The organism is Halomonas sp. SCS19 (assembly GCF_040147015.1).
GTDB lineage: Bacteria > Pseudomonadota > Gammaproteobacteria > Pseudomonadales > Halomonadaceae > Halomonas > Halomonas litopenaei.
Window position 1 is genome coordinate 1110845 of record NZ_JAMSHN010000001.1, and the last position, 26796, is coordinate 1137640.

The following is a 26796-nucleotide window of genomic DNA, read 5'->3' on the forward strand; positions in this document are numbered from 1 at the left end:
CCGGGATATCGTTATGCTGGCTGCCATCGCTTCGATGGACAAGGCAGAATATCTTGCCTTCACTATAGCTCAGCTAAACCATACCTAAACCACCGCCATACCACGGCCAGACCATGACCTCTTGTCGGAACACATCGCAATGAGTCGACTGCTCAACGCCCAGACCCACGCCTGGCTGAAGGGTTTCGCCGTCAGCGCCCGCCACCTGTCCTTCACGCGAGCGGCGGAGGAACTGCACGTCACCACCGGCGCCGTCAGCCAGCAGATCAAGCAGCTGGAGGACCGGCTGGGCTTCAAGCTGTTCCGGCGCCTGCCCCGTCGCCTGGAACTGACCGAGGAAGGCAAGCGCCTGGCCGCCGTGGTGGACGACGCCTACCAGGCGGTGGGACTCGAGGTGAGTCGCCTGCGCAGCGGGGTAATGAGCGGGGTCATCCGCCTGCGCTCGGTGCCCTCCTTCCTCAACAAGTGGCTGATGCCCCGCCTGCCGCGTCTGCAGGCCAGGTTTCCCGATATCGAACTGCATATCACCGCCGAGGACAGCAACATCTCGTTGCGTGACGGCGACTTTGACCTCGCGCTCGACCTCAACGACGGCCACTATCCGGGACTTGCCATCACCCCGCTGATGCAGGAACGCATCTTCCCGGTCTGTTCACCCGGCCTGCTGAAGGGCCGCCCACCGCTCAGACGTCCCGAAGACCTGGCCTGGTACCCGCTGCTGCATGACATCACCGCCTGGCGCGGCAGCCAGGAGTATGGCGAGTGGCGCCACTACCTGTCCGCCATCGGCGCCCCTTCGATCAATCTGGAGCGTGGCTACACCTTCAACCGCAATCACCTCACCATGGAGGCCGCCATCGCCGGCATGGGCGTGGCGATCGCCCGGGAAACACTGATCACCAGCGAGTTGAAGAGCGGCGCCCTGATCGCCCCCTTCCGTGCCCGGGTCGACAGTGGCAAGCAGTACGGCATCGTCCACGCGGCAGGCGCCACCGACGATCGCCGGGTCAAGGCCGTGCACGACTGGCTGGTGGAGGAGGCCGGCCGCAGCGCTAACCACTAGCCCCCGTGCCTGGACGAGCGGCCCTGACCAAGCCATCGGGCACCTGTCTTGCGCCTTACCTATGCTGTATAAGCATATGGCGAAGACTGGCGAAGAATCCTTCGGGATTCCCAGACACTCCCCCGGCTCGACGGGTATAATCACTTCCAGATACACCCCTTTTCTGGAGATTGAGAGGGATGCTCAATACCCCCCCTTCCATCACGCCTACCATCAGCTTTCGCGCGACCTGCGCCAGAGCCTTGCTCTATATCCTGATCATCGGCGCGATGATGCAGGGCGTGCTGTGGGAGACCGGCCTGCCCGAAAAGATTCGCTTCAGCGAAGTCGGCTTTACCGAGAGCATGCAGACACTGTGGCTGCTGATCAGCTGCCTCTTGCTGATCTACGCCCGCCAGGTGCTGGGCGGCCTGCCACGGGTGACGCTATTGATGTTCGGTCTGCTCGGCGCCGCCCTGATTCGCGAGCAGGACGCCTTTCTCGACGCCTACGTTTTCGACGGCGCCTGGCAGACCCTGGTGACCCTGCTGCTGCTGCCCATTCTCTATTGCGTGCTTCGCCAGCGTCACGCCTTCGTACGCGAGTTCGAGGAGTTCGTCGAAAGCTTCGCCTTCGGCCTGTTTGCAGCAGGCTTCCTTTGCACCTTTGCCTTCTCGCGGCTCTACGGCCGCAGCGAGATGTGGGAGGCCCTGCTCGCCGAACGCTACGTCAGGGTATTCAAGGACGCCGCCGAAGAGGTCACGGAACTGTTCGGCTATACCCTGCTGATGTTCGCCATGGTCGAACTGGTGCTGTGGATCCGCCGGCGCCAGGCCAGAAGCCAATAGCTCGCGACCACCACAGCGTCGTGACACGACAACGCCCGCGGCCATCACCGCGGGCGTTGTCACTTTCAGCCTTCGCTCGCCGGAAACGCTCGCTTGCGGCAGCGCTTCACCCTGATTCGATGACATGAAAAAACGCCCGTGGCTTCCGCCACGGGCGTCCTGTGCTCACCCTACTGCTTCGCTGTCGAAACAAGCCCTGCTCGGTCGAGACAGGCGTTACTCGTCGAGGAAGGAGCGCAGCGGTTCGGAGCGGGTCGGATGGCGCAACTTGCGCAGCGCCTTGGCCTCGATCTGACGGATACGCTCGCGGGTCACGTCAAACTGCTTGCCGACCTCCTCGAGGGTGTGGTCGGTGTTCATGTCGATACCGAAGCGCATCCGCAGCACCTTGGCTTCGCGGGCGGTCAGGCCACCGAGCACGTTGCGCGTGGCTTCGACGAGGCCCTCGCCGGTGGCCGAGTCGATCGGCAGCACCATGGTGGAGTCTTCGATGAAGTCACCCAGGTGCGAATCGTCGTCGTCACCGATCGGCGTCTCCATGGAGATCGGCTCCTTGGCGATCTTGAGCACCTTGCGCACCTTGTCTTCCGGCATCTCGAGACGTTCGCCCAGTTCTTCAGGCGTCGGCTCGCGCCCCATCTCCTGCAGCATCTGCCGCGAAACGCGGTTGAGCTTGTTGATGGTCTCGATCATGTGCACCGGAATACGGATGGTGCGCGCCTGGTCGGCGATGGAACGCGTGATCGCCTGACGAATCCACCAGGTGGCGTAGGTCGAGAACTTGTAGCCGCGACGATATTCGAACTTGTCCACCGCCTTCATCAGGCCGATGTTGCCTTCCTGGATCAGGTCGAGGAACTGCAGGCCGCGATTGGTGTACTTCTTGGCGATGGAGATGACCAGACGCAGGTTGGCCTCGACCATCTCCTTCTTGGCACGGCGAGCCTTGGCCTCACCGATGGACAGGCGACGATTGACCTCCTTCACCTCGCTCACCGGCAGCTGGATCATCTCCTCCTCGAAGGCGATCTTGCGCTGGGCACGCTGAACGTCGGCCTTGAGCGGCGCGAGACGATCGGCGTAGCGGGCGTTGTCGGCCATGAAGTCGTCGAGCCAGTCGAGCCGGGACTCGTTGCTCGGGAAGGCCTTGATAAAGGCCTTGCGCGGCACCTTGGCCTGCTTCACCAGGAGCTGCATCACCGTCTTTTCCTGGGCACGCACCTGCTCGACGCTGATGCGGACCTGTCCGACCAGACGTTCGAAGTGCTTAGGCACCAGCTTGATCGGAGAGAACAGCTCGGCCAGACGTGCCAGCTCTTCCTGAGCCTCACGGGACTGACGACCGTGGGTCTCGATGGCGGCGTTGGCGGCCTGGCTCTGCTCGCGAATCTGCCCGAAACGCGCACGGGCCTCTTCCGGATCCGGACCACCACCGGAGTCGTCCTCTTCTTCCTCGCCGTCTTCGTCGTCGTCGCTGGCAGCCTGCTCGTCTACCTCGGGCACTTCGGCCTCGGCCACGCCGGGGATGCCTTCGTCGGGGTCGATGAAGCCGGAAAACAGGTCAGAGAGACGTCCCGGCGCTTCCTCGTCCTGGGTGGCATCGTAGGCATCGAGGATCGACTCGACGGCACCCGGCACATAGGCCAGCGCCGACATGACTTCACGGGTGCCTTCTTCGATGCGCTTGGCGATCTCGATCTCGCCTTCACGAGTCAACAGCTCGACGGTGCCCATCTCGCGCATGTACATGCGCACCGGGTCCGTGGTGCGACCGACATCGCTTTCCACCGCGGCCAGGGCCGCCACTGCCTCTTCAGCCGCGGATTCATCGGTTGAGTGATCCGACATCATCAGGGTATCTTCGTCGGGAGCTTCCTCGACGACGTTAATACCCATGTCATTGATCATGCCGATGATATCTTCCACCTGGTCGGGGTCGGCGATATCTTCGGGAAGGTGGTCGTTGACCTCGGCATAGGTCAGGAAGCCCTGTTCCTTGCCGCGCGCGATCAACTCCTTCAGACGTGACTGCTGCTGCGCATTTCCAGCCATAGAAACCCTATCTCGACGAAGAAGAATGAAGCACCTGAAGCGCTAAGGTGGAGAAACTCGGTAAGCCGGACAGTATAGCGGTTTTGGGGCCACTTCTGCCAGTCTGGAGTGTTTGCGCGATGTCTCAGGTGTGTTAGTTTATCTGGTTGCGCCACTTGTCAGCGCCGTATCCCTTAGATGGTGATGGTAGGACAAAATTCAACCCTACCCGCATCCATACCTCATATTTGTCGTCGATCGCTCACAGGTTCTTACCATTAGTGGTAGCCGAACCTGCCGTCGTGACAGCGCTCGCGCCCTGCCGCAAGCGACCTAGCGCCCCGCCGCCAGCAACTCCATCAAGCGCCCGCGTTCTTCACTCGACAACCGCTCGCCGGACTGTTGCCGCCTCAGCAAGGCGTCGATCTCTTCCTGCCGGGACGGAGTCTGACTGGCTCTCTGAAAATAGCTCACCAGACCATCGAGCTCCGCCGCCCTGGCTGCCACCGGGATCAACAACTCCCGTCGCGCCAGCGCCGCCAACCGCTCACCGTCCTCGCTACCGTGGAAGTGCATCAGCAGCACCTGAGCGCTTGAGTAGCCGCCAGCGCGCAGCAAGGTAATGACCTCCCGGCACAGCCGGGCGTCCTCGTCCTGCCCCCCGCACCAGTCCAGCGATTCGGGCAAGCGCTCCACCAGCCTGGGCTCGTGAACCAGCAATTGCAGGGTTCGCGCCATCAGGCCAAGGGCGCCCCCGGAACGGCGCGGCCGTGGCGCCGGCTCGCCGTCCTCGACGACGGGTTCGAAAAACTCATCGACCGGCGCGACGTCGTTGTCCTCGGGCGCCGGCGCCAGCAGCGCCTCGAAGCGCGACTGCTCGACCCCGGTGCGACGCGAGAGTTCGGTCAGCATCAGCGACTTGAGCACCCCCTGCGGCAGCTTCTCGATCGCTGCCAGCACCTGACTGGCGTAGCGCTCTCGCGACTCAAGCTGGGCCAGATCGCGCCCCTGGGCGGCGTGCTCGAACAGAAACTCCGACAGAGGGCTTGCGCACGTCACCCGATCCTCGAAGGCCTCGGTTCCCTCCTTGCGCACCAGGGAGTCGGGATCCTCCCCCTCCGGCAGGAACAGGAAGCGTGCCTGGCGACCATCGATCATCTCCGGCAGCACCGTTTCCAGCGCCCGCGCCGCCGCCTGACGTCCCGCCTTGTCGCCGTCGAAGCAGAACACTACTTCGCTGACCAGACGGAAAAGCCGACGCAGGTGATCGGCGGTGGTGGCGGTGCCAAGCGTCGCCACCGCGTTGCGGATGCCGAACTGGGCCAGCGCCACCACGTCCATGTAGCCCTCGACGATCAGCAGGCGTTCCAGGCGATGATTGGCCTGACGTGCCTCATAGAGGCCGTAGAGCTCGCGCCCCTTGTGGAACACCGGCGTCTCGGGCGAGTTCAAATACTTGGGCTTGGCGTCGCCCATCACTCGGCCGCCGAAGCCAAGCGTCCTGCCGCGAATATCGCGGATCGGAAAGACCACCCGGTCGCGGAAGCGGTCGTAGCTGCGGCCACTGTCCTCGTGATGCACCAGCAGGCCGTACTCGATCTGCACCGATTCATCGACGCCCTGGCTGCCCAGGTGTCGCTTCAGCGCCTCCCACTGGGCCGGCGCGTAACCGATGCCGAAGGTCTCGCGCACCTCATCGGACAGCCCTCGACCCTCGAGGTATTCGCGCGCCGCCTTGCCTTCCGGCATCTTGAGCCGCTCGCGAAAATAGCTGGCCGACATTTCCAGCAGGTTGACGCCTTCCTTGCGCTTCTTCTCGCGGGCCTGGGCGCGAGGGTCGTCCGCCCCTTCCCTCGGCACTTCCATTCCCATCCGCGAGGCCAGCTGCTCCACCGCTTCGGGAAACCGCAGCTTGTCGTACTCCATCAGAAAGCGCAGGGCGTTGCCGTGGGCGCCGCAGCCGAAGCAGTGATAGAACTGCTTGTCCGCACTGACCGTGAAAGACGGGCTCTTTTCCTGGTGGAAGGGGCACAGACCGGAATGGTTGCGCCCGGCCTTTTTCAGCTTGACGCGCTCTCCCACCACTTCGACCACGTCGACGCGGGCAAGGAGATCATCGATGAAACGCTGGGGAATCTGACCGGCCATATTCTGCTCGACAGGAGCCCTCTCGACTGAAGCGCGCTAGACAATGCACTAGCAGGAGCAAGAGAAGCGAAGCGGGAGTCGGCGACAAACGTCAGAAAAACAAGCGGCCACCTCAATGGCGGCCGCTTGGCGTCCTCCTGAACCGAGGGCGGCGGACCGCGCTCGACTCAAGTACGGATCAATAGAGCCGTTCGAAACGCTTGCGCTCGCGCTGGAGCTTCTTGGCGTGACGCTTGACAGCGGCAGCAGCCTTGCGCTTGCGCTCGGCAGTCGGCTTCTCGTACTGCTCACGACGACGAACCTCGGACAGAACGCCGGCTTTTTCACAGGAACGCTTGAAGCGACGCAGAGCGACGTCAAACGGCTCGTTATCACGTACTTTGACAGAAGGCATTAAGCACTCACCTACCTTGGGTAACTTGAGTTCGGTTTGTACGCACACCTTCAAGGCCAATACCCCGCACCACTCCTTGTCCGGCCAACCCTTGAGCTGACAACAGCTCAGCGCAGGAACCCTGCGGGCATGACCTGAAACGGAACAGAGACGGGGGAAGCGAGCCCTGGATGCACGACCCAGTCTTGCAGCGGACAGTATTTTAGTGACCATCCCGCTTTCTTGCAAATGCTTTCGTCTCGCTCACCCTTCAATCTGTACCCGCCGCCAGCGCTGCTTGCCTGCCACAAGGCGCGCCGCGGCCGCCGAAAGGGAGCCCGTCGCTTATGCAGCGGAAGCCAAATCGGCGTAGAATACTCCCCCCTTTCACCGTTTCCCGAGCCCGATCCATGCGCGTACTAGGCATCGAAACCTCCTGCGACGAGACCGGCGTCGCCCTTTACGACACCGACCGCGGCTTGCTGGCCGATGCGTTGCATAGCCAGGTGGCGATGCACGCGGACTACGGCGGTGTGGTGCCGGAACTCGCCTCTCGCGACCATACCCGGCGCCTGCTGCCGTTGATCGACCAGGTGCTCTCTGGAGCACAGCTCGAACGCACCCAGCTGGACGCCATCGCCTACACGGCAGGCCCCGGACTGGTCGGCGCGCTGATGGTCGGCGCCAGCACCGCCCACGGCATGGCCCGCGCACTCGGCATTCCGGTGCTCGGCGTTCATCATATGGAAGGACACCTGCTCGCTCCCATGCTCGAGGACGAGCCTCCGGCCTTTCCCTTCGTGGCATTGCTGGTCTCGGGCGGCCACACCCAGCTGGTCCAGGTTGACGGCATCGGGTGCTATCAGCTGCTGGGCGAATCGGTGGACGATGCCGCCGGCGAAGCCTTCGACAAGGCTGCCAAGATGCTGGACCTCGATTATCCCGGCGGCCCGCGGGTAGCCGCCCTGGCCGAGGGCGGCGACCCGGGCCGCTTCCGCTTCCCCCGGCCGATGACCGATCGCCCGGGTCTCGACTTCAGCTTTTCGGGGCTCAAGACCCACACCCTGACCGCCATTCGTCAGTTAGCACAGGCTGGCCAGCTCGACGACCAGGCCCGCGCCGACGTCGCCAGGGCCTTCGAGGAAGCCGTCGCCGACACCCTGGCGATCAAGTGCCGTCGGGCCCTCAAGCAGACCGGGCTCACCCGCCTGGTGGTGGCCGGCGGTGTCAGTGCCAATGTGCGCCTGCGCGCCAAGCTGGAAGAAGCGACGCGAAAACAGGGGGCTCGCGCCTACTACCCTCGCGGCCGCTTCTGCACCGACAACGGGGCCATGATCGCTTATGCCGGTGCTCAGCGTTTGATCGCAGGAGAAAAGGATATCGTGGGTCAGATGCAGGCGGTGCCGCGCTGGCCGATGGATCAACTCAGTGCGCCGTAGTCGACTAGCAAGAAGAAAGGGCCATGATTGCGCTCTCTATACGCCCAGGTGCCCTGCCTGCCCCATCGAGCCGGTCGCGTTACAGGTGGGGCTCCTTGCCCTGGCGCAACCGGCCGATATTGATGGCGTGGCGGGCCACCACAAGACCGGCGAATACCAGCACCACCCAGACAAAGTCCGGCGCCAGCCACAGGCTCAGCAGCGGGGCCAGGGTGGCGCTGGTCAGTGAGGCCACCGCCGCGGTGTGCGCCCACCAGGCAAGCAGCACCCAGATCACGGCGCTGACCAGGGCTACCCCAGGGGTCAACAACAGCATCACGCCGAAGGCGCTGGCCACCGCCTTGCCACCACGGAAGCGAAACCACGCCGGGTAGCAGTGGCCCAGCAGCACACCGAGCCCCACCAGGCCTAGCCCCCAGGGCGGCAGTTCGAGCCACAGGCCGAGCAGCAGCACAGGCCAGCTTTTCAGGGCGTCGATCGCCAGCGTCGCCAGCGCCAGCGGCACGCCGTGCTGGCGAAGCACATTGGAGAAGCCGGGATTGCAGGAGCCGCTGAGCCGCGGATCCGGGCGCCCGGCCCAGCGGCAGACGCTGATGGCGCCCAGCCAGGTGCCGCTCAGGTAGGCAAGAGCGGTCAAGGGCAGTATCACTTCCAACGATGAACCCATGGCGACTCCTGACCCGACGCAACCGGTGCTGGCGAAAGATGCCACACTCAAGGGCATTCCGTCGTAGTTTGCCAGTACGAGCACTCGCGAGTCACCCGCGGCCTGTTTCCCGGGGGGCGGCTCAAGTACAATCGGGCGCCTTGTCACACCTGCTTTTCCCGGTTCTTGCTTAGCGGCCGGGAGGACAATCACCGGGGATCACCGATGGATCAGGTACTGATCGAAGGCCTTGAACTGGATACCGTCATCGGCGTCTATGACTGGGAGCGCAGCATCACCCAGCGCCTGACGCTGGACCTGGTCCTGGCCACCGACATCCGCGCTGCAGCGCAAGACGATGACCTGAGCCAGACCCTCGACTATGACGCCATCAGCCGTCGCATCGGGGTCTTCGCCGAAGAACACAGCTTCGAGTTGGTGGAAACCTTCGCCGAGCGGCTGGCGGAACTATTGCAGGAGGAGTTCGGCGTGCCCTGGCTGAAGATGACCCTGCGCAAGCCCGGGGCGGTGGCCAACGCCCGCGCCGTAGGCGTCAGCATCGAGCGCGGTCAGCGCCCCGGGGGCCACTGATGGCGCTGGTAACCCTGAGTCTTGGCAGCAATATCGAGCGCGACCAGCATATTCGCGTCTGCCTGGACGCCCTGTCGGAGACCTTTGGCGAGCTTGCCATCTCGCGGGTCTACGAAAGCAAGCCGGTCGGCTTCGAAGACGGTCGCAACTTCTACAACCTGGTGGTCGCCCTCTACAGCGACTGGTCCGTTGGCGAACTGCAGGCCTGGTGCAAACGTCTCGAGGCCGCCAATGGTCGACGCAAGGACAGCCCCAAGTTCAGCCCTCGCACCCTCGACGTGGACATCCTCACCGTCGGCGAGCAGGTAGGCGACATCGACGGCGTCAGCCTGCCGCGAGGCGAAATCCTGCACCACGCCTTCGTGCTCTGGCCCATGGCCGAGCTGCTGCCGGAGCACCGCCACCCCCTCGACGGGCGCTGCTATCAAGAGATCTGGCAGGCCTTCGACGCGGACGACCAGCCGTTGTGGCCCATCGAGTTCCACTGGGGGGATCGGGCGCTGCCTTCACGCGCAGCACTCGAGGGGACTCTCGAGCAGTAGCCCCGCAAGCCCGCTAGCGCCAGGCGTCTTCCAGGACGGCAAGCCGCCTGTGTCGTAGCTCCTGACCCAGCGCCGCACCCTTGAAGCCCTCATCGAGCAGGTCTCTGGGCGAGAGCGCCCGCGCCGTACGATAGCCCAGCGCCAAGCGTTCGGCGTCCCCGGGACGCCTAAGTGCCAGCACCGCCAGCAGCGGCGCCACCCGCTCACCGCGGCGCCAGGCGTCGATGCCATCGAGCCAGTCCATGGCGATCAACGGCGCCGAGCGATCACCGTCCTGAGCAAGCGACGCCGCCAGCTGTCGGGTCGACGCCAACTGATGCCCGGCGTCACGATAGTCGTTGGGTAGCTTGAGGCGTTCCTCCAGGGCCTTGCGTGCGGGCGCACTCAGCGCCTCCACCAGGCGCCCCCAGCGCCAACAGGGCGAACCGGACAACGCCTCGGGCAATCTCGTCATCCGCACAAGCGCGCGCTCCAGGGCATCACCGCCCGCCTCGTTCAGCGCCGGCATCAGCCGCTCAAGTGCACCGCAGGCGGCCAGGGCATCGAAGTAATGCCGCGGCTCGGGCTCGCCGAGCGCTTTCTCGGTCTCCACCCAGACCCGCTCGGCCACCAGATGGTCGAGCTCACCGCTGTCGGCCAGTTGGCGCATCAGCGCCTGGGTCGGTTCGGCGATGCGAAAGCCAAGACCTGCATAACGGGCCAGAAAGCGGGCGGTACGCAGCACCCTCAAGGGATCCTCGACGAAAGCCGGGCTGACGTGGCGCAGCAGTCGATCATCGAGGTCTCGACGGCCATCGAAGGGATCCACCAGCGCGCCGTCGAGTGACTCGGCCATGGCGTTGATGGTCAGATCGCGGCGGGCCAGGTCTTCCTCCAGGGTCACCTCGGGGCTGGCGTGCACCACAAAGCCGGTATAGCCGTGACCGGACTTTCGCTCGGTCCGCGCCAGGGCGTACTCTTCGTGGGTCTCGGGGTGCAGAAATACCGGAAAGTCGCGCCCCACCGGGCGAAAACCACGCTGGCGCATGGCCTCGGGGGTGGCACCGACCACCACCCAGTCGGTGTCCTTCACCGGCCAGCCAAGCAGCGCGTCGCGTACCGCGCCACCCACCCGATAGACCTCCAGCCCCGCACAAGGCTCGTCGCCCTGACGCTGCTCGCGTTCCTGGGTCATGACGCCGTCCGGCTCACCCGTTCGGGCAGGCGATGCTGCCACTCGGTAAAGCCACCATCGAGGCTGTAGACGCGCTCGAAGCCCTGGGCGCTGAGCCAGCTTGCCGCCTGCTGGCTGGAATGGCCGTGATAGCACACCACTACCAGGGGTCTATCCTTCGGCGTCTGTTCGACCAACGGCCCTACGCTGTGGTTGTCCAGATGGCGGCTGCCGGGAATGTGGCCCTGGGCGTAGCTGCCGGGATCGCGAATATCGACGAGACACAGCTCGCCTTGCTCATCGAGCCACTGGCTCAGGCGCTCGATATCCAGATGTTCGAAGGCGGCGGACGTCATATGGACTCCTTGATAAAGGGAAGGGTCGGGCACGGGGAAGCGGGTATCGGCGAGTGGCCTGCGGCGTTACGCAAACTGCCGACTGGGCACGCTGATGCGCTCGCCGCTGTCCAGGTCCAGCGCGGTCAGACTGCCGCCCCAGACGCAGCCGGTATCCAGCGCCTCGGCGCGAACCCGACTGCCGATGGCCTCGCCGTTGAGCGCGGCCCAGTGGCCGAACAGCAGCCAGGGATCATCCTGGCGAGGGTACTGAAACCAGGGAGCGAAGCCATCCGGCGCACTGTCCAGGCCTTCCTTGGCGTCGAAATCCAGGCGCCCCTCGGCGTCGATGAAGCGCATACGGGTCAGGGTGTTGACGATGGCCCGCAGGCGGTCGACCCCTTCCTGGTGCGGCTTGAAGCGGCGCGGACGATTGCCGTACATGCGCGTGAGAAAATCGCCGGCACGCTCGCCGGTCAGCATCCACTCGACCTCACCGGCCAGCGACTCGGCCTGATCCAGCCCCCACTGGGGCGGCAGGCCGGCGTGGGTCATCAGGGTATTGCCATCGCGCACCAGCAGCGGCCTGGCCTGGAGCCAGTCGAGCAGGGTCTCGCGATCCTCGGCCTCTAGAATATCGTCGATGGTGTCCTTGCGCTTGGTCGCGGCGCCACCTCGCGCCACCGCCAGCAAATGCAGGTCGTGGTTGCCTAGCACCACCCTGGCCGCCTCCCCCAGCGCCATCACTTCGCGCAGGCAGGCCAGCGACCCCGGCCCGCGGTTGACCAGATCTCCGGCCAGCCACAACTGATCCCGACGTGGATCGAAGTCGAGCGCCTCGAGCAGGGCGATGAATTCCTCGTGACAGCCTTGAAGGTCACCGATAGCGTAGCGTTTCATAGGATCTCGGGGCTCTTGAAGGGCGTTCGATTCGCCAGATCAGTGAATCTGGTTGGGTGTGGCCAGGCGAAACACCGTGATCGGCACCTCGAAGGGACGCTGGCTGGCGGTGTCCACGCAGGTGTAGGCCCCTTCCATGAACCCTACCGGCCCGTCGAGAATGGCACGACTGGTGTACTGAAAGGTCTGACCGGGGCCTATCATCGGCTGCTTGCCGACCACCCCCTTGCCGCGAACCTCCTGGACCTGCCCGCTGGTCTGGGTGATCTTCCAGAAACGCGCCATCAACTGGATATTCCCCGGCGAATGATTGTGCACCGTCACCGTGTAGCTGAACACGAAGCGGTTCTCCATCGGCGAAGATTCATCTTCACGATAGGCGGGCTCCACATCGACCCTTACGTCAGGCATCTCGCTCATGACGGATTCTCCTCTGCACTCAAGGCGTTGGCGATGGACACGAACTCTTCCACCTCCAGCGTCTGGGGCCGCCGGCTCGGATCGATACCGAGGGCCTCGAGGGCGTCACCGTCGATGCGTCCCTTGAGATTGTTGCGCAGCGTCTTGCGCCGCTGACCGAAGGCCTCGCGCACCACGTCGAACAGCAACGTCTCGTCCTTGGCCCGCCCCTGGGGTCGCTCACGCGGGGTCAGCCTGACGATGGCCGAGTCCACCTTGGGACGCGGCACGAAGGCCTCCGGCGGTACCACGAACAGCGAATCGACGTCGCAGAAGTACTGCGCCAGCACCGACAGCCGCCCACGATCACCTCCGCCCGGTGGCGCCGCAAGACGATCCACCACCTCCTTCTGCAGCATGAAGTGCATGTCCTGGATGGCGTCGCCGGCCCTGAGCAGGTGCGAGATCAGCGGGGTCGAGATGTTGTAGGGAAGGTTGCCGACGACCCTGAGTGGCTGGCCTTCGCCGCGTAGCGCAACGAAGTCCATCTTGAGGGCGTCGCCTTCGTGGATGACGAAGTTCGGGTGATTGAAGAATTGCACCCGCAGCCCCGGAATCAGGTCCCGGTCCAGCTCGATGACCTCGAGATCACCGTCGGTGGCATCGAGCAGTGGTTCGGTCAGCGCCCCCTGGCCTGGGCCGATCTCGACCATACGGTCGCCGGGGCGCGCCCCGATGGAACGCACGATGCGCGAGATGACGCCGGGATCACGCAAGAAGTTCTGACCGAAGCGCTTGCGGGCCCGGTGCGCCGTGGGGCGGGATGACATGCTTGAATCCTTTGCAAAACGAGGGTTGGGGTGACGGACCTTCAGCGCTCGGCCACCCGGCTGCCCATATCCTCGGCGAGGGCAATCGCCACCGCCAGGCTATCGGGACTGGCGGTGCCATGCCCGGCCAGGTCCAGGGCGGTGCCGTGGTCCACCGAGGTCCGTGCCAGCGGCAGCCCTAATGTGATGTTGGCGGCCTGGCCGAATCCCGAGTACTTGAGCACCGGCAGACCCTGGTCATGATACATCGCCAGCACCGCGTCGACGCCGTCGAGATGACGCGGGGTGAAAAGGGTATCCGCCGGCAGCGGCCCGTCAAGGGCCAGTCCTTCTTCACGTAGCCGTTCGAGCACCGGGGTGATGATCTCGATCTCTTCGCGCCCGAGATGCCCATCCTCGCCGGCGTGGGGGTTCAGACCGCACACGGCGATCCGCGGAGAGACAACGCCAAAGAAGTCTGTCAGGTCCCGGGCCAGAATACGCAGCACTCGCTCGAGACCCTCTCGAGACAGCGCGTCGGCCACCTCGCGCAGCGGCAGGTGGGTGGTCGCCAGGGCCACCCGCAGCGGTATCGAACGCAATGAATCAGTGGTGGCGTCGGCCGAGACGACGCGCCCGTGCAGGGCGCTGTCGGTGGCCAGCATCATGACCACCTCCTCGACCCCGCAGGCATCGCGCAGGTACTCGGTGTGGCCGGTGAAGTGGTGATGGCCCGCGTCGCGGATCACCCCCTTGTGCAGCGGCGCCGTGACCATCGCCGAGGCCTTGCCGGCCAGGCACTGGGCCACCGCCATATCCAGGGTCTCGAGCACATAGTCGGCGTTGGCCGTCGACAGCACGCCAGGCTCGCTGGCCTCCTTGAGCGCGACCGGCCATACCGCCAGACGCTGCCGGCGCGGCCCCGGGTGCGCCTCGCCCGGTGCCGCTATTACCACCTCGACATCCAGTCCGAGCGCCAAGGCGCGAGCCCTCAACAGCTCTGGGTCGCCAATGGCGACCCAGTCGGTGGCGTGGCGCGCAGCCAGCATCAGGGCAAGCTCGGGACCGATGCCGGCGGGTTCGCCGGTGGTCACCACGATCGGTGCCTTCATCCGCTGCGACATCAGCCCTGGTTCAGGCGCTTCTCGACGAAGGCCTCGCCGCGAATTTCCTGAACCCACTTCTCGAGTTCATCGCCGGCCTTGCGCTGGAAGATCGCCTGGCGCGCCTCCTCGCGGCTGGTACCGACGCCTTGCTGCTGCAGATAGCGCTCGACCTCGGACTCGGAGATGTTGATCCGGCTGGACACCTGGGCCTGCTGGACCTTCATGATCAGCATCTCGCGACGGATCTGATCACGCACCTGGGACAGGCTCATGCCCTGGGACTCGAGCCGATCGGCGAACTGCTCCAGGCTGACACCGTTCTGGTTGGCCACGGCGCGCACCTGACGATTGAGCTCGGTATCGTCGACGCTCAGGTTCATGCGCTCGGCCATCTGCACCTCGATCTCCTCGACGATCATGCGGTCCAGAATCTGCTCACGCAGGGCCTGCTCCGGAGGAGTGTCCATGTCGCTGGCGCGCAGTCTGGCCATGGCCTGCTCGACACGGTCATCGAGCTGGGAGGCCATGATGGCGTCCTCGTTGACCACGGCGACGATCCGATCCAGCGGCTGGCGGTAACCGTCCTGGGCGTGGGCCGCCACGGTGGTCAGTGCCAGACAGGCGGCCATCGCCAGGGCGGCAAGGGGTCGGCTACGCATAGTCATGCTTCCTCGTTCACTCAGATTCGATGCGGCGAGCACGTCTCGTGCTCGCCGTTGGGGATACGCCAGGGTATTTAGTTCAGGCCGGGACGGTAACCGGGCACCGCAGACTGGAAGTAGGTGTCCGCGTCGCCACCGATGCCACCGAAGCCCTTGAGCACAAAGCGCAGGAAGAGCCCGCGATCCGTGGTGTCGTCCTCGATGTTGTTGGCGGTGTCCTCGTCTTCGATCCACTCGCGCCACACGACCTGCACACCATAACAGCAGTCGTTCCACTGCACACCCGCCATCTGGTCGAGGGCACGGTCGTTGGTGTTGTCGTAGAGCACCCGGCCGATGACGTCGAAACGATCCGTCGCCTTGTAGGCGAAGGACATGTCGTACTCTTCGCGGTTGTAGTTGCGAACGTCATCGTCATCGTCGGCGTTGTCGAAGCCTTCGATCTCCCAGCGGTAGCCCAGGTTGAGCACGTGACCGGCGTCGGCACGGTACTGCACGCCGAGGCCGGTGCTCTCGGTGCGACTCTCCTCGTCGTCGTAGAGCCACTGCCAGCGGGTGCTCCAATTGTCGGTGATCTGCCAGTTGATTCGGGTCACCCAGGGCGAACGATCGCGGGTGGCTTCGTAGTAGTCGAACGACTCCTCATCGCCGGGCAAGGTGTCGGGATCACCGGCCATATCGATATTGCGGTCCTCGAAGTAGGCCGACTGCCCGACCCCCACAGACAACCGCTCGCGGCCGCTCTGGTCTTCGAGGAAGCGGCTTTCCACGCCGTAGGACAAACGGTTCAGGTCGCCCAGACGATCGCCGCCGGAGAAGCGGTACGGCGACCACAGCTGGCCCCAGGAGAACGCCAGTTCCTCGGTGTCGAAGTCGGGGAAGTCACTCTGGTCGCGCTCCGGTACGTAGGCGTAGTTGAGGCGTGGCTCGAGGGTCTGGCGCCAGTCGTCACCGCCAAAGGCGAAGTCGCGCTCGAAGATCAGCCCGGCGTCGATGGTGGTCACCGGTGCGGTCAGCGTCGGGCTCTCGCTGTTGTCGGTGATGCGCTCGTCATAGTCGAGGTCATAGCTCGTGTGCTGCAGCGCCACGCGGGGTTCGAAGAAGCCCCAGCTCGGCTCGAAGCGGTAGCCCACCGCCGGCGCCAGATCCAGGCGGGCGCCCTTGACGTCTTCCCTGAGCGGGATGCGGCGCTGGGTATCCTCGTAGTCGTAGAAGCCGTTCTCGTCGCCCTCGATATCGCGCCAGAAGTAGGTGGCGTTGGAGTTCCACTCCTGATAGAAGCCGAGGTCCTGGGACCAGCGGCCGTTGGCGGTCAGGCTCGGCAGCCGGTAGAAGGGCTTGTCGCCTTCGTCGACCGGATCGTCCAGCAGCTGATAGCCCTGGGCCTTGGCCTGGAGGTTCCAGGTGTCGCCGAGGTAGTCGATCTGGGCCAGACGCGCCATGTTGCTGGTATCGGTCTCACCAAAGGTACGCCCGAAGTCATCGAAATAGCGGCCGTCACTGGCGGCGCCATAGCGCAGCCGGTAGGGAACGCGCGAGCTGAAGCGCCCGTAATGGCTGTAGTCGAAGTACCAGCGTTCGTCGCCGTTCTCGAGCTCGGTGGTGGAGTCGTCATCTCCGGCGGACTCGTCGTCACCGATGTAGGCGCCTTCCAGGGTGCCCTGATCGGTGGGAAACAGGTAGCGGAACTCCGCCCCCATCAATAACCCGCTGTCGTCGATCCAGCGCGGGGTGATGGTGGCGTCATAGTTGGGCGCCAGATTCAGATAGAAGGGCTGCGCGTAGTCGACACCACCGTCGGAGACGCCGATGGTCGGCCACAGGAAGCCTGTCTGGCGCCGCTCGTCGATGGGAAAGCGCACCCAGGGCCAGTAGAACACCGGCACATCGCCTACCTCCAGGCGGGCATGCTTGGCGGTACCGTAGCCCTGATTGCGATCCAGCAGAATATCGTTGCCGATCAGGCGCCAGGTGCTGTCGCCAGGCTCACAGGTGGTGAAGCTGGCCTCGCGCAGACGAAAGACGTTGTCACTGACTCGCTCGAGCTGGATGGCATCGCCGCGCAGGCGCGACTCGTGGGCCACGTAGTGGGCCGAATCGATGGTGGCCTGGTCGCTGTTCAGCGACACCTCGGCGCTGTCACCGCGCACCAGCAGGCCCTTGTCGCGCAGGGTCAGGGGACCACTGGCGTTGGCCAGGTCACGCTCCGGTGGTACCTGCACCCGGGTTGCCTCGAGCTGGGTATCGCCCTTGCGCAGCACCACTTCACCGTCGAGCACGGTGTCACCGTCGGTGCCGTAGTTGGCGGTGTTGGATTCGCTGTTGACCTGGCCATCGATGGCCGGCGCAGGAAGGCGGTATTCGGGCTGAACGTAGTAGCCTCGGCACACCGTCCCGGCGGGACGGTCATCGCCCCAGGGCTGCCAATCCATCTGGCTTGCCGGCAGGGGTTCAGGTGGGGCCGCCCACAGGGGGGACGACACCAGACTGGTGGTGGCGAGGCCCGCCAGGGCCGTCCATGCGTATCGCTTGGCCATGTTGCACGCTGTCCTCGACGGGGTGAATCGGTATTATACAGGCCGCGGCCGACCTGTAACGCCGATCTGTTCCAACGAGATTCGCGCCACGGCCGCCCTTGATCCATGCACAGCATGCGGTGAGGCCAACGGAGCGTCAACCGACATTGGCATCCTTCGCCCTGCCGCCACCAGGAGTTTTCCCCCCGATGTCCCAGGCTGAAAGCCCCCGCCGACTCGAGCAACTGCGCCTTTGGGCACAGGCACAGCACCCGTCCATCGAGGGCTCGAGCGATCTCGTGCTGGCCGCCGGCGACGCCAGCTTCAGGCGTTACTACCGCCTCACCCTGGAAAGTGGGGAGACCCGCATGCTGATGGACGCCCCACCCCCCCAGGAGGACGTCGGCCCCTTCGTCGCCATCGCCCGTGACTGGCACGCAGCGGGCCTGCCGGTACCCCGGGTCTATGCCGTGGACGCCGACCAGGGCTTCGTGGAGCTTGAGGACCTCGGCGACGAGCCGCTGCACCTGGCCCTCGACGGTGCCGACGAGGCCACCACCCACGCCCATTTCGACGCCGCCATCGCGCTGCTCGAGGAGCTTCAGCGGAAGGCTCCGAGCGATAGCCTGCCGCCCTACGACGCCGTAACGCTGGCCCGGGAGCTGGACCTGTTCCCCGACTGGTGCCTCGCCCAGTGGCTGGAGTTGGATGGCCAGCCTCCCGGCTGGCCTGCGCTGCGCCAGGCGCTGATCGAACAGGCGCTGGCCCAGCCGGTGGTCACCGTGCACCGCGACTTCGATGCCATGAACCTGATGCGTCACGCCGCCGAACTGTGGTTGATCGACTTCCAGGACGCCCTGGCAGGCCCCATCACCTATGACCTGATCTCGCTGTTGCACGGGCGCTATCGGCGCTTCGATGCGGCCACCCGGGCGGCCTGGAGCGAGGCTTTCCGCCAGCGCGCGATAGCCGACGGGCGCCTGTCTGACTCGGTAGATAGCGACAGTTTCCTGCGCTGGGTCAATGCCATGGCTGCCCAGCGTGCGCTCAAGGTGCTCGGCATCTTCTGTCGCCTGACCCTGCGCGACCAGCGCGACGGCTACCTGGCGCGTCTACCTCACTTTCTTGCCCATCTTCAGGACAGCCTCGAGGGGCTGGAGGGCCTCGCGGGACACGCCGACTTCAGCGCCTGGGTCGAAGACAGCCTGCGCCCGCTGATCGAAGCCCGCGTCGCAGAGGTGCGCCCATGAAAGCCATGATCCTGGCCGCCGGTCTCGGCAAACGCATGCGGCCGCTGACCGACCACTGCCCCAAACCCCTGTTGCCGGTGGCCGGCGAACCGCTGATTGGCCACCACCTCAGGCGCCTGGCCGGCTGCGGTATCGAACAGGTGGTGATCAACGTCAGCTACCGTGCCGACCAGATTATCGAGACCCTGGGCGACGGTGAACGCTACGGGGTATCGATTGCCTACAGTCGCGAGGACGAGCCGCTGGAGACCGCCGGCGGTATCGCCAAGGCTCGCCCACTGCTCGGCGAGGAGCCCTTCGTGCTGGTCAGCGCCGATGCCTTCTGCGACATCGACCCCAGCGCCCTGCCCTCTCTGGAGGGCGATCTGGCCCATCTGGTGCTGGTCGACAACCCCGTCCACAACCCGGACGGCGACTTCCACCTGGCGGCCGGCGGCAGAGTTTCGAGCGACGGCTCGCCAAAGTTGACCTACTCGGGGATAGCGCTGATCGACCCGCGTCTGGTGAATGACCTGCCCGCTCCCTGCTATCCTGTCGCTCCACTGCTTCGCGAGGCCATGGCCCGCGACCTCGTCGCCGGCACCCACCATCGGGGAGACTGGGTCGACGTGGGTACGCCCGAGCGCCTCGAGGCGTTGAATCACCGACTCGGCGGCGCTCCTGGCGAACGCTGATTGAGTCCGGCTGCATCCTGCAGACCGCATCTTGCAGACCGCATCAAAAAACATCGACATCACTATCGCAGAAAAAGAAGGAATCCCCATGAAAGCCAGCGTCAAATGGACCGACGGCCGTCAGTTCGTGGCCGAATCCGGTAGTGGCCACGCCGTGGTCATCGACGGCCCCCCCGATCACGGTGGCCGCAACACCGGGCCGCGCCCGATGGAGATGCTGCTGATGGGCATGGGCGCCTGCACCTCCTTCGACGTGCTGGAGATCCTCGAGAAGTCCCGCGCCCCGGTGGAAGACTGCGTCGCCGACATCGAGGCCGAACGCGCCGACAGCGTGCCGTCGGTGTTTACCAAGATCCACGTGCACTTCACCGTCACCGGCAAGGGGCTCAAGGAAAAGCAGGTCCAGCGCGCGGTGGAACTCTCCGCCGACAAGTACTGCAGCGCCTCCATCATGCTGGCCAAGGGCGGCGTCGAGGTCACCCATTCCTACACCATCGTCGAATCCTGAGGCCGCTTCGAGCGCCGCGCAGCAGCGAGCGCCTCGGATCGACAGCCACCCTCACGCAAAAGCCCCTGCCGATCGGCAGGGGCTTTTGCGTGAGGGCGAGGCCATCGCAGCATCAGGCGCTGGCCACCGGCACAGGATCAGATGCGGTAGACGCTCTTGGTCATCACCCTGGACATCAGCGTCATGCCGGCCTTGACCGGGCCAGGGAACCTGGCGCCACCAGCCTCCAGCGCCTGCTGGGCGTGGTGGGCCTCGTCGATGGCCATCTGCCTGAGCACCGCCCGGGAGCGCTTGTCCCCTTCGGGCAAGGTCTCGAGGTGCTCGTCCAGATGCTTGCCAACCTGCTCCTCGGTGGCGGCGACAAAGCCCAGGCTGACACGATCGCCAACCGCCCCCGCCAGCGCCCCCATGCCGAAGGACGCCGCATAGAACAGCGGATTGAGTCGACTGGTCGGCGCATTCAACTCCCTGAGCCGGTCCTCGCACCAGGCAAGGTGATCGATCTCTTCCTGGGCGGCTTCCTCCATCTGGCCGCGCACCTCCGGCAATTTGGCGGTCAGGCCCTGGCCCTGGTACAGCGCCTGGGCGCATACCTCTCCGGTGTGGTTGATGCGCATCAGGCCGGCCGCGTGATGGCGCTCATCCGGGCTCATTTCGCCGTCATGGATCGTATCGACCGCGGGCGTCGGCCGAGATGCCCGCGCCGCCCCCGGCACCAGGGTGCGCAATACATTGTCGAACTGATGGATGGCCCGATCGGCGGGGCTGAGAGAGCGGGACATGGCGCGATCCTTGTACGACTAAGTGAGCCAGCGAACATGGGCGAAACGATGAACGTTCGCATCAAGGGATTATTCTACGCAAGCGTCGGCGGCACTCAAGCGCCGGCTTTTCAAATGGGGCACCGGCCCCTCGGCAGCGCCTAGAAACAAAAAGCGATCGGCGCCGGTTCTTCATGTTGAGGGCGGCGACGCCTCGACGCTCAACACACACCAAAAGCGATCGGCGCCGGCTTTTCAAATGGGGCACCAGCCCCTCGGCTGCGCCTAGAAACAAAAAGCGATCGGCGCCGCCTGGGGGACACCAGGCGACGCCGGAGAATGCACGGATGCGTCGAGCGCTTGAACTGCCGGAAGAGACTCCGTTGCGCGCCGGCTAGCCAGCCGGCCATGTGAAGCGACGACCGCCCATCACGTGCATGTGAATATGATAGACCGTCTGGCCGCCGTCTTCATTGCAATTCATCACCACCCTGAAGCCGTCTTCGGCAAACCCGAGGTCCTTGGCCAGACGCGAGGCGGTCAGCGGCAGGCGCCCCACCAGTGCCTGGTCTTCCTCGGTGATGTCGTTGAGGGTGGCAATATGCTTCTTGGGGATGACCAGCATATGGGTCGGGGCCTTGGGATCGATATCGTTGAAGGCCAGCACCTGATCGTCCTCGTAGACGATATCGGCGGGAATCTCGCGGTTGATGATCTTGCAGAACAGGCAATCCATGGCAGGCTCCGGGGCACACTGAAAAAACGGTGTCTTCGAGATTACCCGCCAACAGGGCTGCTGTCAGTCCCCTGACTCGCCCGATCACTGACCCAGGCCCCATGAGCAACGTTCCCAAACCGCCAGTTATGCACCTCTGGTCATCGCGCTCGCCTGCCCCCCCAAGCCATTGCGGCTATGGTACAACCGTAGCTCCCATGCATTTTCGGAGTGTCGCCTGCCATGCATCACACCGCCCTGCTGCTGATCCTTCTGATCATCATCGCCTTTGCCCTGCTGTCGCGGCGCATCTCGGCCTCGCTGATCAGTCTGCCCATGGTGTTCATGGCCGCGGGGATGGGGCTGGGCGCGCTGACGCCGGACCTGGTGCCCATGGACATGCAGCAGGAGCTGACCCAGGTGATCGCCGAGATCACCCTGATCATCGTGCTGTTCGCCGATGCCTCGGTGGTCAAGCTGAAGTCTCTGCGCCAGAACCTGGCGATTCCGCTGCGCATGCTGTTGATCGGCATGCCCCTGACGGTCTTGCTGGGCACGCTGATGGCCAAGTGGGTCTCGCCGGAAGCAGCCTGGGGCACCGCCATGCTGGTGGCGGCGATTCTTACCCCGACCGACGCGGCCTTGGGCCAGGCGGTGGTATCGAGCCCCAGCGTGCCGGAACGTATCCGCCAGTCGATCAACGTCGAAAGTGGGCTCAATGATGGTCTGGCTGTACCCGTGATTCTTGCCTCGGCACTGCTGGCGGTGGCGGCCACCGGCACCGAGGTCGCCGACGCCCCGAACAACCTCTGGACCTTCGCCCTGCTGCAACTGACCCTCGGGCCGCTGGTCGGGGTGCTGTTCGGCTGGGGCTTTGCCCGCCTGCTCGACGCCGCCATCGACCGCGGCTACGTCACCGTCATCTATCAGGGCATCCTGTTTCTGGCGCTGGCCTTCCTGATCTATCTGGTCGCCGAAACCGTCGGCGGCAACGGCTTTATCGCGGTGTTCCTCGGCGGCCTGACCTTCGGCAACCAGCTACGCCATGACACCACCTTCATCGAGGAGTTCATGGAGAGCGAGGGCCAGCTCTTGACCATCGCCACCTTCCTGATCTTCGGTGCGGTAATGGTGCCGCTGGCCCTCTCGCATGCATCCTGGAAGACCGTGGCCCTGGCGCTGATGTACCTGTCGGTGATTCGCATGATTCCGATCTGGATATCGCTCACCGGACTCGGCTTGTCCGCCTATGAAAAGACCTTCCTCGGCTGGTTCGGACCTCGGGGGTTGGCCAGCATCCTGTTCGCACTGCTGATCTACGATCAGTACCCGATCCCCGGCAGCGACGAGATCCTCGCCTGCGTGGTGTTGACGGTCATGATCTCGGTGGTGCTGCACGGCGTCAGCGCCCAGCCCATGGCCCAGCGCTTTGTCGGCTCTGGCGCCGCCAAGGACGCCCCCGTCAAGCAGGCGCCTCCCGGCCACTGAGCCCCCCTCCAGGATGAGCGGGACTGGCATGGCACCACGAAGGTCAGTCCCCGCCCCGGGCCGCCCGCTCCATGGCCCGGTCCAGCGCCCTGAAGACGTCATCATCCAGCGACTGCGCCACATTGAAGCGCAGGTAGTGACTGTTCGCCGTTTCCGGGCTGAACACCTCCCCAGGCGCCAGTACCAGATCCTCGTCCAACGCCGCTCTGGCCACGTCCTTGGCGCAGAGCCCCGCGGGCAGTCGCGTCCACAGAAAGAGCCCCGCACTGGGCTCCACCCAGGGCTCCAGGCCCGCCGAGCGCAGTCGCGGCATGACCTGTCCCATGGCGTCTGCTAGGCGCGTCCTGAGCACGTTGAGGTGACGTCGATAGGCGCCTTCCCTGACCAGCTGGAACACCAGCTCTGCCGACAGCGCGCTGGCGCCAAAGGAGGTCGCCAGCTTCAGGTCGACCAGCTCCTCGAACCACTCGGGGCGGATGGCGATATAGCCACAGCGCACCGAGGCCGACAGGGTCTTGGAGAAGCTGCCCACCTGGATTACCCGCTCGAGCCCGTCCAGCGCCGCCAGGCGTGGTGACGCCTGGTGCTCGAAGTCGGCGAAGATGTCGTCCTCGATGATCAGCAGGTCGTGACGCTCGGCCAGGCGCAGCACGCGGTGGGCCACCGCCAGTGACAGGCTGGCACCGGTTGGATTATGCAGCCCCGAGTTGGTGATATAGAGCCGCGGACGATGCTGCTCGAGGGCCTCGGCAAGGCGCGATAGGTCCGGCCCCGCAGGGCTGAAGGGCACCCCCACCACCTTGACCCGGTGGGCACGCAGCAGGGCATGAAAGTTGAAATAGCAGGGGTCATCGACCAGCACGCGGTCGCCCGGCTCGAGCAGAAACCGACACAACAGATCGATGGCCTGGGTGCCGGACTCGGTCAGCAGGATCTGGGACGGCGCCGCCTCGACACCCCGCTCGGTAAGGCGATGCGCCAGCACCTGACGCAGTGCTTGCAGGCCCTGGGGCGACGCATAGTCGGTCAGGCTGGCGACAGCGCCGGAACGCCTCGCCAACTGCCTCAGCCCACGGCGAATCTCCTCGTGGGGCATCCACTCTGCCGGCAGCCAGCCACAGCCTGGCCTCAGCCGGTAATGGTCGCTCTCGAGCGCCTGGCGGGTCAGCCACAGCGGGTCCACTTCGCGCTCGCGACGGGGCGCCAGCTCCGCCAGGGACAGCGGCGGCAAGCGATCACCGACGAAAAAGCCGGCGCCGCGACGGGAATGGATGGCGCCCTCGGCGACCAGCCGATCGTAGGCCTCGACCACGGTGGAGCGTGACACCCCGAGCGATTCAGCCAAGCCGCGAATCGACGGCAGGCGCGCACCTGGCGCCAGCTGACGCTGGGCCATGCGGCGCTGGATCAGCGCTACCACCTGCTCGACCAGGCTGATGCCCGCCCGACGATCGATGTCCTGTGCCTTCATCTGTACTGGAGGCTCCACCATGACAGTTTGTCAAAACTGTACTGCACCGTCTCTGGCTGCACCAGCGCACGCCCTTCACCCTAGGCGCTACTGACCCGCCACGGAGTTCGCGCAGATGCCCTCACGACACCGACCATTGAACCCGACACACCGCCCGGACCTTGGCAAGGGCTGGGCCTGCGGCGCCCTCGGCATGGCCATCTTCAGCGGTTCATTGCCCGCCACCCGGGTGGCGGTGAGGGCCTTCGATCCGCTGTTTCTGACCTTTTCCAGGGCCAGCCTGGCGGGACTGGTGGCGGTGGTATTGCTGGCGTGCCTGAAGGGACGCCGGCCGCGGACCGATGAGCTTGCATCGCTGGGGCTGGTTGCCGCCTGCGTGGTGGTGGGGTTTCCACTGCTGACCGCCATGGCGCTGGAGCACGTCAGCGCAGCGCACTCGCTGGTCTATATCGGCCTGCTGCCGATGGCTACCGCGCTGTTCGGGGTGCTGCGTACCGGCGACAGGCCCCGCCCGGCGTTCTGGGCCTGCTCGTTGAGCGGTGCTGCGCTGGTCGCAGGCTTCGCGCTCGGCCAGCCTGGCAGCGCCTCCTTGACCGGCGATCTGTTGATGCTGGCCGCCGTGACCGTCTGCGGGCTCGGTTACGCCGAGGGCGCGCGACTATCAAGACGGCTGCAAGGCTGGCGGGTGATCTGCTGGGCGCTGACCCTGACCCTGCCGTTGATGCTGCCTCTGGCGGTCGCATCGCAACCGCCGACCCTGCAGGGTATCGGCAGCGCCGCCTGGTGGTCGCTGGGCTATGTATCGCTGTTCAGCATGCTGATTGGCTTCATCTTCTGGTATCGCGGCCTGGCGCTCGGTGGGGTGGCCGCGGTGGGTCAGCTACAGTTGCTGCAGCCGTTTCTCGGGCTTGGCCTGGCGGCCTGGTTGTTGAACGAGTCGATCAGCGTGGCGATGCTCGCCACCTGTGCCGCGGTCGTGGTGTGCGTCGCCGGCGCAAAACGCTTCGCCACACCAGCTCCGGTGCCGTCGATCCCGACCTGTCAGTCAGACGAAGCCGGCATCAACGGTGCGGCAGCTCAACGAAAACGTCGTTGGGCCAGCAGATGACGCACCAGCGGACCGAGGATCAGCTCCATCGCCAAGGATAGACGAGAGCCGGGCACCACCAGGGTGTGGGGGCGACTCATGAAGGCGTCCTGAATCATCGCCAGCAGGTAGGGAAAATCCACGGTGGACGGATCGCGGAACCGGATCACCACGAAGGACTCGGCATCGGTGGGGATATCCTGGACCTCGAAGGGGTTCGAGGTATCTACCGTGGGCACCCGCTGAAAGTTGATATGGGTACGCGAGAACTGCGGCAGGATGTAGCGCACGTAGTCATCCATGCGCCCCAGGATGGTGTCGATGACCGCTTCCTGGGTGTAGCCGCGGGCATGCATGTCGCGGTCGATCTTCTGGATCCACTCGAGGTTCATGGTCGGGGCGACGCCCACCAGCAGATCGACGTGGCGGGCGATGTCCACCTCACTGGTGACCAGCCCACCGTGCAGACCCTCGTAGAACAGCAGGTCGGTACCGGTGGGCAGCGGCTGCCATTCGGTGAAGGTGCCGACCTGGTAGCCGGCCTCGATCATCTTCTTGTCTTCGGCGTGGATATAGTGCCGGAAGGTCCCGGCGCCGCTGTCACCGTACTCCTGGAACAGCGTCTCCAGGCGATCGAGCAGGTTGGCCTCCACCGCAAAGTGGGACAGCTCATCCTTGCGCTCGGGCTCCTCGCGAAAGATCCGCGCCATCTCCTGGCGGGTGTAGCGATGGAAGGCGTCACCATCGACGAAGGCGGCATGGACATCTTCCCGGGCGAACATGCGCTCGAAGGTACGCTTGACCGTAGTGGTGCCGGCACCGGACGAGCCGGTGACCGCGATGACTGGATACTCCCTCGACATCAGCCAGCCCTCGCCAGGGCGTCACGTACCGCTTCGGGCACCGCCACCGCACGCCCTGCCTGGGGGTCGACCACCATCAGGTTGAGCCTGGCGGTCGCCACTATCCGCTGGTCGCTGTCGCGACGCATGCGATGGTAGACCGTGATGGCCTTGCGCGCCGGTTCGGGGATGGCGGTCTCGACCGTCAAGGCATCCGGCCAACGAGACTCGGCCTGGTACTGCACCGCCAGGTCAGCGGCGACACTGGGATAGCCTCCCATGTCACCTTCGTGAAGCCCGAGATGGGCCAGGGCGGCCGCCCTGGCCTCGTGCAACAGCGAAATCACGGCGTCATGGCCCAGATGGTGCCCGTAGTTCATGTCGGTCACGCGCACCGTCAAACCATGACGGTGGACGATCGCCTGCTCGGGAAACTCCAGTTTGACGCGTTCCATGCTCG

General features: G+C 65.1%; 27 protein-coding genes. 10 read left to right on the forward strand and 17 right to left on the reverse strand.

The window, feature by feature from the left end; translation table 11 throughout:
• Positions 1-139: 139 nt before the first annotated feature.
• Positions 140-1063 (forward strand): LysR substrate-binding domain-containing protein, encoded by a 924-nt coding sequence (locus NFH97_RS04565; protein WP_124802750.1) that lies wholly within the window; start codon positions 140-142, stop codon positions 1061-1063.
• 179 nt (positions 1064-1242) lie between these two features.
• Positions 1243-1890 carry a hypothetical protein gene (locus NFH97_RS04570; RefSeq protein ID WP_108131340.1) on the forward strand — a complete coding sequence of 216 codons (648 nt, stop codon included), beginning with the start codon at positions 1243-1245 and terminating at the stop codon, positions 1888-1890.
• A gap of 216 nt (positions 1891-2106) precedes the next feature.
• Here NFH97_RS04570 and rpoD read toward each other — a convergent pair whose 3' ends face one another.
• The 3 genes from rpoD to rpsU all read right to left on the reverse strand — a co-directional run bounded on the left by rpoD (position 2107) and on the right by rpsU (position 6463).
• Positions 2107-3942, reverse strand: coding sequence for an RNA polymerase sigma factor RpoD (gene rpoD / locus NFH97_RS04575; RefSeq protein WP_108131339.1), 1836 nt, complete (start codon positions 3940-3942; stop codon positions 2107-2109).
• A 312-nt stretch (positions 3943-4254) separates the two neighbouring features.
• Positions 4255-6069: a DNA primase gene (dnaG, locus tag NFH97_RS04580; protein ID WP_045991859.1), complete on the reverse strand. Its 1815-nt coding sequence runs from the start codon at positions 6067-6069 to the stop codon at positions 4255-4257.
• 178 nt (positions 6070-6247) lie between these two features.
• Positions 6248-6463, reverse strand: coding sequence for a 30S ribosomal protein S21 (gene rpsU, locus NFH97_RS04585; protein ID WP_013333229.1), 216 nt, complete (start codon positions 6461-6463; stop codon positions 6248-6250).
• A 389-nt stretch (positions 6464-6852) separates the two neighbouring features.
• Between rpsU and tsaD the strand changes: the two genes are divergently transcribed.
• Positions 6853-7881, forward strand: coding sequence for a tRNA (adenosine(37)-N6)-threonylcarbamoyltransferase complex transferase subunit TsaD (tsaD, locus tag NFH97_RS04590; RefSeq protein ID WP_349624503.1), 1029 nt, complete (start codon positions 6853-6855; stop codon positions 7879-7881).
• 79 nt (positions 7882-7960) lie between these two features.
• Here tsaD and NFH97_RS04595 read toward each other — a convergent pair whose 3' ends face one another.
• Positions 7961-8548 carry a glycerol-3-phosphate acyltransferase gene (locus NFH97_RS04595; RefSeq protein WP_348827625.1) on the reverse strand — a complete coding sequence of 196 codons (588 nt, stop codon included), beginning with the start codon at positions 8546-8548 and terminating at the stop codon, positions 7961-7963.
• A gap of 204 nt (positions 8549-8752) precedes the next feature.
• On the opposite strand from NFH97_RS04595, the gene folB reads away from it, so the two are divergent.
• Positions 8753-9118 carry a dihydroneopterin aldolase gene (folB, locus tag NFH97_RS04600; protein WP_045991856.1) on the forward strand — a complete coding sequence of 122 codons (366 nt, stop codon included), beginning with the start codon at positions 8753-8755 and terminating at the stop codon, positions 9116-9118.
• The gene (gene folK, locus NFH97_RS04605) at positions 9118-9660 is read left to right on the forward strand and encodes a 2-amino-4-hydroxy-6-hydroxymethyldihydropteridine diphosphokinase (RefSeq protein WP_045991855.1); all 543 of its coding nucleotides are present in this window, start codon (positions 9118-9120) and stop codon (positions 9658-9660) included. Before folB ends, folK begins: the two co-directional genes overlap by 1 nt.
• A gap of 13 nt (positions 9661-9673) precedes the next feature.
• Here folK and NFH97_RS04610 read toward each other — a convergent pair whose 3' ends face one another.
• From NFH97_RS04610 to NFH97_RS04645, 8 genes are all read right to left on the reverse strand, one after another.
• On the reverse strand, positions 9674-10834 hold the full coding sequence (locus NFH97_RS04610; RefSeq protein WP_348827624.1) for a tRNA nucleotidyltransferase/poly(A) polymerase-related protein: 1161 nt from the start codon (positions 10832-10834) through the stop codon (positions 9674-9676).
• Entirely contained in the window at positions 10831-11169 is a 339-nt protein-coding gene (glpE, locus tag NFH97_RS04615; protein WP_045991853.1) for a thiosulfate sulfurtransferase GlpE, read from the reverse strand. The genes NFH97_RS04610 and glpE overlap by 4 nt, the downstream gene beginning before the upstream one ends.
• Before the next feature lie 66 nt (positions 11170-11235).
• The gene (locus NFH97_RS04620) at positions 11236-12048 is read right to left on the reverse strand and encodes a symmetrical bis(5'-nucleosyl)-tetraphosphatase (protein ID WP_045991852.1); all 813 of its coding nucleotides are present in this window, start codon (positions 12046-12048) and stop codon (positions 11236-11238) included.
• A gap of 39 nt (positions 12049-12087) precedes the next feature.
• A complete protein-coding gene (apaG, locus tag NFH97_RS04625) occupies positions 12088-12468 on the reverse strand; it encodes a Co2+/Mg2+ efflux facilitator ApaG/CorD (protein ID WP_045991851.1) in 381 nt (126 codons plus the stop codon).
• Positions 12465-13277 (reverse strand): 16S rRNA (adenine(1518)-N(6)/adenine(1519)-N(6))-dimethyltransferase RsmA, encoded by an 813-nt coding sequence (rsmA, locus tag NFH97_RS04630; protein WP_045991850.1) that lies wholly within the window; start codon positions 13275-13277, stop codon positions 12465-12467. The genes apaG and rsmA overlap by 4 nt, the downstream gene beginning before the upstream one ends.
• 41 nt (positions 13278-13318) lie before the next feature.
• Positions 13319-14368, reverse strand: a complete 1050-nt coding sequence (pdxA, locus tag NFH97_RS04635) for a 4-hydroxythreonine-4-phosphate dehydrogenase PdxA (RefSeq protein ID WP_349624504.1) — start codon at positions 14366-14368, stop codon at positions 13319-13321.
• A gap of 11 nt (positions 14369-14379) precedes the next feature.
• Positions 14380-15021 (reverse strand): SurA N-terminal domain-containing protein, encoded by a 642-nt coding sequence (locus NFH97_RS04640; RefSeq protein WP_045991849.1) that lies wholly within the window; start codon positions 15019-15021, stop codon positions 14380-14382.
• Positions 15022-15098: 77 nt separating this feature from the next.
• The gene (locus tag NFH97_RS04645; RefSeq protein WP_045991848.1) at positions 15099-17561 is read right to left on the reverse strand and encodes an LPS-assembly protein LptD; all 2463 of its coding nucleotides are present in this window, start codon (positions 17559-17561) and stop codon (positions 15099-15101) included.
• 188 nt (positions 17562-17749) lie between these two features.
• Between NFH97_RS04645 and NFH97_RS04650 the strand changes: the two genes are divergently transcribed.
• The 3 genes from NFH97_RS04650 to NFH97_RS04660 all read left to right on the forward strand — a co-directional run bounded on the left by NFH97_RS04650 (position 17750) and on the right by NFH97_RS04660 (position 19972).
• The gene (locus NFH97_RS04650) at positions 17750-18790 is read left to right on the forward strand and encodes an aminoglycoside phosphotransferase family protein (RefSeq protein ID WP_045991847.1); all 1041 of its coding nucleotides are present in this window, start codon (positions 17750-17752) and stop codon (positions 18788-18790) included.
• Positions 18787-19464: an N-acetylmuramate alpha-1-phosphate uridylyltransferase MurU gene (gene murU / locus NFH97_RS04655; protein ID WP_045991846.1), complete on the forward strand. Its 678-nt coding sequence runs from the start codon at positions 18787-18789 to the stop codon at positions 19462-19464. The genes NFH97_RS04650 and murU overlap by 4 nt, the downstream gene beginning before the upstream one ends.
• Before the next feature lie 88 nt (positions 19465-19552).
• Positions 19553-19972: an OsmC family protein gene (locus NFH97_RS04660; RefSeq protein WP_108131335.1), complete on the forward strand. Its 420-nt coding sequence runs from the start codon at positions 19553-19555 to the stop codon at positions 19970-19972.
• A gap of 137 nt (positions 19973-20109) precedes the next feature.
• On the opposite strand, the gene coq7 is transcribed toward NFH97_RS04660, so the two are convergent.
• Positions 20110-20754 (reverse strand): 2-polyprenyl-3-methyl-6-methoxy-1,4-benzoquinone monooxygenase, encoded by a 645-nt coding sequence (gene coq7 / locus NFH97_RS04665; RefSeq protein ID WP_108131334.1) that lies wholly within the window; start codon positions 20752-20754, stop codon positions 20110-20112.
• A 373-nt stretch (positions 20755-21127) separates the two neighbouring features.
• On the reverse strand, positions 21128-21469 hold the full coding sequence (locus tag NFH97_RS04670) for a histidine triad nucleotide-binding protein (RefSeq protein ID WP_045992116.1): 342 nt from the start codon (positions 21467-21469) through the stop codon (positions 21128-21130).
• Positions 21470-21691: 222 nt separating this feature from the next.
• Here NFH97_RS04670 and NFH97_RS04675 point away from each other — a divergent pair, with 222 nt between their 5' ends.
• Positions 21692-22936: a cation:proton antiporter gene (locus tag NFH97_RS04675; protein ID WP_045992117.1), complete on the forward strand. Its 1245-nt coding sequence runs from the start codon at positions 21692-21694 to the stop codon at positions 22934-22936.
• A 43-nt stretch (positions 22937-22979) separates the two neighbouring features.
• Here the strand turns inward: NFH97_RS04675 and NFH97_RS04680 are convergent, their stop codons facing one another.
• Positions 22980-24407 carry an aminotransferase-like domain-containing protein gene (locus NFH97_RS04680; protein WP_108448063.1) on the reverse strand — a complete coding sequence of 476 codons (1428 nt, stop codon included), beginning with the start codon at positions 24405-24407 and terminating at the stop codon, positions 22980-22982.
• 115 nt (positions 24408-24522) lie between these two features.
• Here NFH97_RS04680 and NFH97_RS04685 point away from each other — a divergent pair, with 115 nt between their 5' ends.
• Positions 24523-25515, forward strand: a complete 993-nt coding sequence (locus tag NFH97_RS04685) for a DMT family transporter (protein WP_108131332.1) — start codon at positions 24523-24525, stop codon at positions 25513-25515.
• Here NFH97_RS04685 and NFH97_RS04690 read toward each other — a convergent pair.
• Positions 25485-26357: a phosphoribulokinase gene (locus NFH97_RS04690; RefSeq protein ID WP_045992119.1), complete on the reverse strand. Its 873-nt coding sequence runs from the start codon at positions 26355-26357 to the stop codon at positions 25485-25487. The genes NFH97_RS04685 and NFH97_RS04690 overlap by 31 nt on opposite strands.
• Entirely contained in the window at positions 26357-26791 is a 435-nt protein-coding gene (locus NFH97_RS04695) for an acyl-CoA thioesterase (protein WP_045992120.1), read from the reverse strand. Before NFH97_RS04695 ends, NFH97_RS04690 begins: the two co-directional genes overlap by 1 nt.
• Positions 26792-26796: the final 5 nt, after the last annotated feature.

Coding starts and splice junctions, on each gene's coding strand:
- NFH97_RS04565 (WP_124802750.1), top strand. CDS start 140: ATGAGTCGACTGCTCAACGCCCAGACCCACGCCTGGCTGAAGGGTTTC.
- NFH97_RS04570 (WP_108131340.1), top strand. CDS start 1,243: ATGCTCAATACCCCCCCTTCCATCACGCCTACCATCAGCTTTCGCGCG.
- rpoD (WP_108131339.1), bottom strand. CDS start 3,942: ATGGCTGGAAATGCGCAGCAGCAGTCACGTCTGAAGGAGTTGATCGCG.
- dnaG (WP_045991859.1), bottom strand. CDS start 6,069: ATGGCCGGTCAGATTCCCCAGCGTTTCATCGATGATCTCCTTGCCCGC.
- rpsU (WP_013333229.1), bottom strand. CDS start 6,463: ATGCCTTCTGTCAAAGTACGTGATAACGAGCCGTTTGACGTCGCTCTG.
- tsaD (WP_349624503.1), top strand. CDS start 6,853: ATGCGCGTACTAGGCATCGAAACCTCCTGCGACGAGACCGGCGTCGCC.
- NFH97_RS04595 (WP_348827625.1), bottom strand. CDS start 8,548: ATGGGTTCATCGTTGGAAGTGATACTGCCCTTGACCGCTCTTGCCTAC.
- folB (WP_045991856.1), top strand. CDS start 8,753: ATGGATCAGGTACTGATCGAAGGCCTTGAACTGGATACCGTCATCGGC.
- folK (WP_045991855.1), top strand. CDS start 9,118: ATGGCGCTGGTAACCCTGAGTCTTGGCAGCAATATCGAGCGCGACCAG.
- NFH97_RS04610 (WP_348827624.1), bottom strand. CDS start 10,834: ATGACCCAGGAACGCGAGCAGCGTCAGGGCGACGAGCCTTGTGCGGGG.
- glpE (WP_045991853.1), bottom strand. CDS start 11,169: ATGACGTCCGCCGCCTTCGAACATCTGGATATCGAGCGCCTGAGCCAG.
- NFH97_RS04620 (WP_045991852.1), bottom strand. CDS start 12,048: ATGAAACGCTACGCTATCGGTGACCTTCAAGGCTGTCACGAGGAATTC.
- apaG (WP_045991851.1), bottom strand. CDS start 12,468: ATGAGCGAGATGCCTGACGTAAGGGTCGATGTGGAGCCCGCCTATCGT.
- rsmA (WP_045991850.1), bottom strand. CDS start 13,277: ATGTCATCCCGCCCCACGGCGCACCGGGCCCGCAAGCGCTTCGGTCAG.
- pdxA (WP_349624504.1), bottom strand. CDS start 14,368: ATGAAGGCACCGATCGTGGTGACCACCGGCGAACCCGCCGGCATCGGT.
- NFH97_RS04640 (WP_045991849.1), bottom strand. CDS start 15,021: ATGCGTAGCCGACCCCTTGCCGCCCTGGCGATGGCCGCCTGTCTGGCA.
- NFH97_RS04645 (WP_045991848.1), bottom strand. CDS start 17,561: ATGGCCAAGCGATACGCATGGACGGCCCTGGCGGGCCTCGCCACCACC.
- NFH97_RS04650 (WP_045991847.1), top strand. CDS start 17,750: ATGTCCCAGGCTGAAAGCCCCCGCCGACTCGAGCAACTGCGCCTTTGG.
- murU (WP_045991846.1), top strand. CDS start 18,787: ATGAAAGCCATGATCCTGGCCGCCGGTCTCGGCAAACGCATGCGGCCG.
- NFH97_RS04660 (WP_108131335.1), top strand. CDS start 19,553: ATGAAAGCCAGCGTCAAATGGACCGACGGCCGTCAGTTCGTGGCCGAA.
- coq7 (WP_108131334.1), bottom strand. CDS start 20,754: ATGTCCCGCTCTCTCAGCCCCGCCGATCGGGCCATCCATCAGTTCGAC.
- NFH97_RS04670 (WP_045992116.1), bottom strand. CDS start 21,469: ATGGATTGCCTGTTCTGCAAGATCATCAACCGCGAGATTCCCGCCGAT.
- NFH97_RS04675 (WP_045992117.1), top strand. CDS start 21,692: ATGCATCACACCGCCCTGCTGCTGATCCTTCTGATCATCATCGCCTTT.
- NFH97_RS04680 (WP_108448063.1), bottom strand. CDS start 24,407: ATGAAGGCACAGGACATCGATCGTCGGGCGGGCATCAGCCTGGTCGAG.
- NFH97_RS04685 (WP_108131332.1), top strand. CDS start 24,523: ATGCCCTCACGACACCGACCATTGAACCCGACACACCGCCCGGACCTT.
- NFH97_RS04690 (WP_045992119.1), bottom strand. CDS start 26,357: ATGTCGAGGGAGTATCCAGTCATCGCGGTCACCGGCTCGTCCGGTGCC.
- NFH97_RS04695 (WP_045992120.1), bottom strand. CDS start 26,791: ATGGAACGCGTCAAACTGGAGTTTCCCGAGCAGGCGATCGTCCACCGT.